General features: G+C 37.0%; 6 protein-coding genes. All 6 read right to left on the bottom strand.

All coding sequences use genetic code 11. From position 1 onward, the window contains the following. Window positions 1-109: 109 nt before the first annotated feature. Window positions 110-892 (bottom strand): glucose 1-dehydrogenase, encoded by a 783-nt coding sequence (locus KA858_RS11710; protein WP_053030120.1) that lies wholly within the window; start codon window positions 890-892, stop codon window positions 110-112. Between the two features lie 14 nt (window positions 893-906). Beyond that, window positions 907-2,187 (bottom strand): MFS transporter, encoded by a 1,281-nt coding sequence (locus KA858_RS11715; RefSeq protein ID WP_348634761.1) that lies wholly within the window; start codon window positions 2,185-2,187, stop codon window positions 907-909. A gap of 34 nt (window positions 2,188-2,221) precedes the next feature. After that, complete coding sequence (locus KA858_RS11720) at window positions 2,222-3,832, bottom strand: xylulokinase (protein WP_107629329.1); 1,611 nt, start codon at window positions 3,830-3,832, stop codon at window positions 2,222-2,224. Window positions 3,833-4,012: 180 nt separating this feature from the next. Beyond that, window positions 4,013-5,047, bottom strand: a complete 1,035-nt coding sequence (locus KA858_RS11725) for an SDR family NAD(P)-dependent oxidoreductase (protein WP_210135780.1) — start codon at window positions 5,045-5,047, stop codon at window positions 4,013-4,015. Window positions 5,048-5,187: 140 nt separating this feature from the next. Continuing rightward, the gene (locus tag KA858_RS11730; protein ID WP_210135781.1) at window positions 5,188-5,715 is read right to left on the bottom strand and encodes a YfiT family bacillithiol transferase; all 528 of its coding nucleotides are present in this window, start codon (window positions 5,713-5,715) and stop codon (window positions 5,188-5,190) included. Window positions 5,716-5,866: 151 nt separating this feature from the next. Next, window positions 5,867-6,106 carry a hypothetical protein gene (locus KA858_RS11735; protein ID WP_210135782.1) on the bottom strand — a complete coding sequence of 80 codons (240 nt, stop codon included), beginning with the start codon at window positions 6,104-6,106 and terminating at the stop codon, window positions 5,867-5,869. Window positions 6,107-6,462 lie beyond the last annotated feature (356 nt).

Genomic DNA, 6,462 nt, shown 5'->3' on the forward strand with positions numbered 1-6,462 from the left:
ACCGCATTTCTCTTAGAACCATAAAAAAATACACCTCATACAGATAGATTTTCACCTACTGTTGAGATGTATATTGTAACTATTTATCTTTGTCAATCATTAAATATGATTATAATGCTGTGTAACCACCGTCAATTGTAAATACGCTACCTTGTGCGAATGATGACGCATCTGATGCAAGGTATACAACAATGCCTCCTAGCTCTTCTGGTTCACCTGGACGACCCATTGGTGTTGCTCCCATCCAATAGTCAATCATTTCGCCACCAGTATTAAACATTGGTTCAGTTAATGCCGTTTTCATGTATCCTGGCGCAATTGTGTTTACTTTGATGCCATATTTAGACCATTCCATTGCTAAACTTTTCGTTAACATGATAACGCCTGCTTTAGACGCATTATAAGATGCTTGTTCTTGAGGTTTATTGGCAATTAAGCCTGACATAGATGAGGTATTAATGATTGAACCATAGCCTTGTTTGATCATTTGACGTCCTACTGCTTGTGCTACTAAGAAGACACCATTTAAGTTTAAGTTAATTACTTTTAACCAATTTTCGTAAGACACATCTTCTGCTTTTTCATTAATTGTCATACCCGCATTGTTGACTAAGATATCTACTTTGCCATACTCATTTACGACGTCATCCACCATTTTATTAACGTCTTCTGGATTAGTTACGTCTACTTTTAATGCTGTCGTTTTAACGCCTTCATTATCAGCAATTGCTTTCGCTGTTTCTTGTGCTAAGTCTAATTTAATGTCTGCAATTACAATATCTGCGCCTGCTTGTGCCAATGCTTCTGCCATCGCTTTACCTAGACCCATGGCACCACCTGTTACGATTGCTACTTTACCGTTTACTTTAAATTGATCAATAATGTTTGTCATTTTTATCATCCTTTTTAATTTGATTGTGAACTAATTGTTGTTTTGACTTGTCTTCCAGGCTGTTGTACTTTCATAAAGAATGTAAGAACAAAGCCTAATACATAAATCACTGCATAAGCCCAAATAGTCACTTCTGCTGAAGCGAAGATGAGCATCACACTTGCAAGTCCATAACCCAGGAAATTACTTAATCCTGCGGCTAGGTTATGTACAGATACTGCTGCACCTTTATGTTCTGGGACTAACGTTGGGAATATAGCTGACATTGGGACAAACGCAGCAACTGCGAAACCAAACATAATCGCAATTAACGTTGTCACAATGATATTAGGCCCACTCCATGATGGGAAGTAATAAAACGCTAATGTGGATACGGCCATACCAATACAACCGAACCAACGGACTTGACGTACCCAACCAATTTTATCACCCATAATACCCCAGAATAAGTTTGTGAATATGGTAATAATGTACATTAAGCCCCATACACGTAACCATTCTGACGTAGTGAAACCGAAATCTGCAGTGTAAACATGAGGTAAGAATACAACCAAGCCGAATAATGACAATTGGTTAATAATACGTACGACAAAGGCAACTGCTACATTCTTATTTTTAAGAATAGTAATCCCTCGACCAAATTCTCTTAACATTTCTTTCTTAGTCATATGTTGCGCTTCTACGTCTTCACCTTTTTTATCTTTAACTAAGAACATCGCGATTAATCCACCAATTAAGATGAAGACTAATGCTGACCATAAAGTGCCCATCTCACCAATCACTGGAATTGAAAAGCTTGGTAAATATGAACCTAATACACCTATACCAATTGAATACATTGCCCAGAACCAACCCATGGCTGACGCAAGCTTGTAACTTGGTGAAGAATATGTAATCCATACGACAAAGCTATAAATAAACATTGGATATGCTAAACCACGAATACCATACATGATCATCATCATGGCATAGTTCTGTTGTTCTAAACCAAAGACTAAGAATCCAACATGGAAGACCATCCAAATGATAAATGCGAATGTCATCACACGTCTTGGGCTAAAAATCTCAGCCATCACACCTGATAACCACGAAGCAATTGCTACTACTAAGCCATAAACGGTTAAGACATTACCAGCTTCTGAATTATCAAAGCCCAGGCTCATAATATATTTAGATAAAAACGCCTGTTCCATACCATCTCCGGTCATGAAGATTGCTACGGCAATGTAACCCCATATTAATACCATAGGCAATCCTAAAAATTGACGCTCTCGTTTTTCTATCTCGTTCGTCACTTTAATCCCACTTTCTACCTTTGTTTATTAGTTGTTATTTATGTTCTGAATGAAATTGTTCATGCGCAAGACGTTCAAGTGGAATGCCTTGTTTAAAACGTTCTGTATACTGTTCAAAATGTGCAACTTCTTCTTCAGTTGGCGTAATAGTCATAGATTCTGTTCCTTTAAATGCGAAATCATTTAAATAAGTTGCTAAATTAGATGTCTCTGTTTCAATCATGTATCTTGCTAAGACAGCGATACCCCAAGCGCCACCTTCACTCGCAGTTTGCATGACACGCACTGGGCTGTCTAAAGCGGCCGCTAAGAAGGATTGCGCAACTTTTTCAGTCTTAAAGATGCCACCATGACCAAACATTGAATCAATATGAATATTTTCTTTTTCTTTTAGTAAATCAATACCAATTTTCAACGTACTAAATGCGCTATAAATATGTGTCTTCATTAAGTTAGCTAAATTAAAATTGCTATCTACTGATCGTACAAGCATTGGATAGCCATGTTGTACATCTGTAATAAATTCACCTGAAATATAACCAAATGACAATAACTTACCTAAATCATCATCGCCTTTTAAAGCACGTTCAAACAATTTGGTAAATAGTTCACCTTTATCATATTGAACGCCCATCGTTTCAAAGACTTCGCCAAATAGATCAACCCACGCGTTAATATCTGATGTACAGTTATTCGCATGAATCATTGCTACTTCATAACCATCTGGTGTTGTAACAATATCTACCTCTGGATATACATCTTTGATTGGCTTTTCAAGAACAATCATTGAGAAGATACTTGTACCTGCCGAAATATTTCCTGTTCTTGGTGCTACACTATTCGTCGCTACCATTCCTGTAGCGGCATCTGCTTCAGGTGCACATAATGGACATCCAGCTTGTAACTCACCGTTCGGGTCTACTAATTTCGCACCCGTTTCCGTAAGACGTCCGGCATACTCTCCTGCCACAACCACTTTAGGTAAGAGATCTCTTATGTCTTGTGTGTAACCCTTTTCAGAAAATTTCTTATTAAAACGCTGAATAATATCTTCACGATAGTCTTGTGTTTCACTATCAATTGGGAACATGCCTGATGCATCTCCGATACCCAATACTTTCTCATCAGTTAAATACCAGTGTATGTATCCCGCAAGCGTCGTCATATAACGTACTTTCTCAACATGTGCTTCTTGATCTAATGCTGATTGATAAAGTTGCGCAATACTCCAACGTTCTGGAATATTGACTTGGAAATCTTCACGCAATTGTTCAGCTGCTTTATTAGCATTGTTATTACGCCAAGTTCTAAATGGCACGAGTAAATCATCATTGTCATCAAATGGTAAGTAGCCATGCATCATACCACTAATACCTAATGAAGCGAGTTGACGCACTGTCACATCATATTTGTCTTTAAGTTCTTGCGTCATTGCACCATAAGCACGTTGAATACCTACCCATGCGTCATTCATCGAATATGTCCAATAACCGTTACGGTAACTGTTCTCCCATTCAAATGAACCTGTTGCGAGTGTTTGGCATTGATCATCAATCGCAATCGCTTTAATTCGAGTTGATCCGAATTCAATACCAACCGTTAAATGTCCTGCTTCAATAAATTGTTTAACCTCTGTATTATTCATCGTTTCACCTTACTTTTTGTTATGAAAACGTTATCATAGATTTATACTAGCATATGTATTTTTCATGAAACAAGAGAAAAGTAAGCGCTTTCCAAATTTTGTAAGTAAAAAAACACCTTTATCTTCTAATTACAATATTATAGATAAAGGTGCTACCTTAAATGGCGTATTCACTTATATTTATTTTAAGATGTGGTGTTCTATCATACAGTCAACAGATGCTAAGATGGCTTCTTCTTGTGTGTAGTTTGGTGTCCATCCTAGAATTGTTCGCGCTTGTTGGTTACTGACATTTCTATTCATTTCAAGTAATAACTTACCTTCTTGTGCTTCACTGTTAAATCTAGCGCCTAACTTAATCGCAAAATCTGGAATTGTCTTAGTTGAAATATTGTCTGCTAGTTTAGGGCGTTCTTGTTTAATTAATTGTGCAATTTCGGGCATAGTAATTTGTCCATCTGCAGTAGCAATAAAACGTTTGCCATTGGCTTCAGGTGTCTTCATTGCTAAAACATGCATTAATGCCACATCTCTGACATCGACAATATTCATTGGGATATTAGGGATACGTTTCATTTTGCCACTGGCGATATTCTCTACAAATTGGAAGCTCAATGACATATGTTGATTCAACGAAGGACCAAGTATTGCAACGGGATTGATTGTCGCAAATTCAATATGATTTTCAGTCGCTTTAACAAAGTCCCATGCTGCGCGTTCTGCAATCAATTTAGATTTTTCATACACAGACAATCCTTTTTCATTAGGGTCAGTCCAATATGCTTCTGTTGTCACAGTCGACTTATTTTTATTACTAAATCCAACTGCCCCAAAGTTTGCTGTCATAATGACACGTTTGACATCTGTCTTCTCAGCAGCTCTTAAAATACGTTGAATCCCTTCAACTGCTTGTTTATTAATGGCGTGTTCATCGGTCACACTTATACTCCCCATTATTACAGGCGAAGCGACACTCATGACATATGTACAATCTTCCATAGCTTCTTCCCAGTTATCATCTTTAGATAAATCCGCTTCAACAAACGCTAGGTTTTGCGTGTCAATTTGTTGTGCTTTCAATGCTTCAAGTACCGTTTCTTTCTTAGACAATGAACGAATTGTTGCACGTACGCCATAATCTTGATTTAACAACGCCGCGACTATACGCAAACCTAAGAAGCCTGTACCTCCAGTTACTAAAACTTGTTCCTTCATGAAACTTCCTCCCCTATCTATCTCTTAGTAAGTTCAGATTATAACAGTTTTATCCTTGTAGTATGCTTATTAACACTTACTTTTGATAAAGTTCATTCTTAGGTTGTAGAGTCTTCTTCATATAATTATTTTTGAACACGTTATGCTTGTGACAGACCTTGGTCTGATAAAGCAATCTTGATATGTTCTAGATGATGACGCTCATGCCATGATAATTTTGCCAATAATTCTGAAACTGGTACTTGGCTACCATCTGAAAGCTTAATCGAACGTTTTAAATCATCTTCTGTAACATGATTCCCCATTTCAACAATGCGTTGATTGAGCCCATCTAAAATATTCATTGATACTTGGATAGGTAAATTTGAATCTGGTAGTTCGGCCCAACGTTCTTGATCAAACATATATGCTGTTATCTGTGTCTCAGTAAGCGCCATTTTCAATCTTTCATATAAATTAATTTGAGAGTCTGCGATATGATGTACTAATTGTCTGACTGTCCAACTGCCTTCTCGATAACGACGTGCTAATTGCGCATCAGTTAGCGAATTGACCGTTGCACTAAGATGGTCAATATACACTTCTATGTCACTCATCCATTCCTTCACATCGACTAATGTCGGGTTACTAGGTGCTTCAAATTCTCCTATCGGAAATCTTACGTCCATGATAAATCCCCCTTAGTTATCTTTAGTTATACCTTCTACTTACCCTTATAAAGACGTAATAAAAAGAAGCGACCACAGAAATTAATGTTATCGATTAATTTCTGTAGCCGCTATCTTATATCAATTCAAAATATATGATTTTCTCACACGCTTATGCTAGTAATAACGGGCTTGAAAAAATAACTAAAAATACAATATTTAAAATCAACATTGTAATATTAATGGCTTTGTTGCCTTTTAAGATGCCTATAACACTCGCAATAATAGCTAATAACATGACGAACAATCCTGGAAGAAACCAGAACATGCTAGTAAACATAATTGAAACTACTAATAGAAATGATAATAAGCATAAAATACCTGAAACTAAGTTAATGTTATGTAAATTCATAAGTTGCTCCTTTCAATCGGTGTTACACAGTATTATATACTAAAATTCATTTGAATTGAGCAAAATTTTTATAACAAAATCGACACATCTTTGTCATGGGAGTGGGACAGAATTCTTTTTGAATTCGTCGTCCACTCCCAGCTTGCTTTGTTTGTAGAATTTCTTGATGAAATTCTCTTTGCGGGGCCCCGACTCCCAACTTGCTTTGCTAGTAGAATTTCTTAGTGAAATTCTCTTTGTTGGGGCCCCGCCCGCAAGGGTGACTAGAACTGAGAAAAGCTTGAATTAAGCGCCTTCTCAGTTCAGTCAGCTACTGCGAATTTGCAAAATAGCATTATTATATTATTTATGTCCCA

The organism is Staphylococcus sp. GDX8P80P (assembly GCF_017893095.1).
GTDB classification, from domain to species: domain Bacteria; phylum Bacillota; class Bacilli; order Staphylococcales; family Staphylococcaceae; genus Staphylococcus; species Staphylococcus borealis.

What these genes read in the sequence shown, in the direction of transcription:
- KA858_RS11730 (WP_210135781.1), bottom strand. Translation starts at nt 5,715, where the DNA reads ATGGACGTAAGATTTCCGATAGGAGAATTTGAAGCACCTAGTAACCCG.
- KA858_RS11720 (WP_107629329.1), bottom strand. Translation starts at nt 3,832, where the DNA reads ATGAATAATACAGAGGTTAAACAATTTATTGAAGCAGGACATTTAACG.
- KA858_RS11725 (WP_210135780.1), bottom strand. Translation starts at nt 5,047, where the DNA reads ATGAAGGAACAAGTTTTAGTAACTGGAGGTACAGGCTTCTTAGGTTTG.
- KA858_RS11710 (WP_053030120.1), bottom strand. Translation starts at nt 892, where the DNA reads ATGACAAACATTATTGATCAATTTAAAGTAAACGGTAAAGTAGCAATC.
- KA858_RS11735 (WP_210135782.1), bottom strand. Translation starts at nt 6,106, where the DNA reads ATGAATTTACATAACATTAACTTAGTTTCAGGTATTTTATGCTTATTA.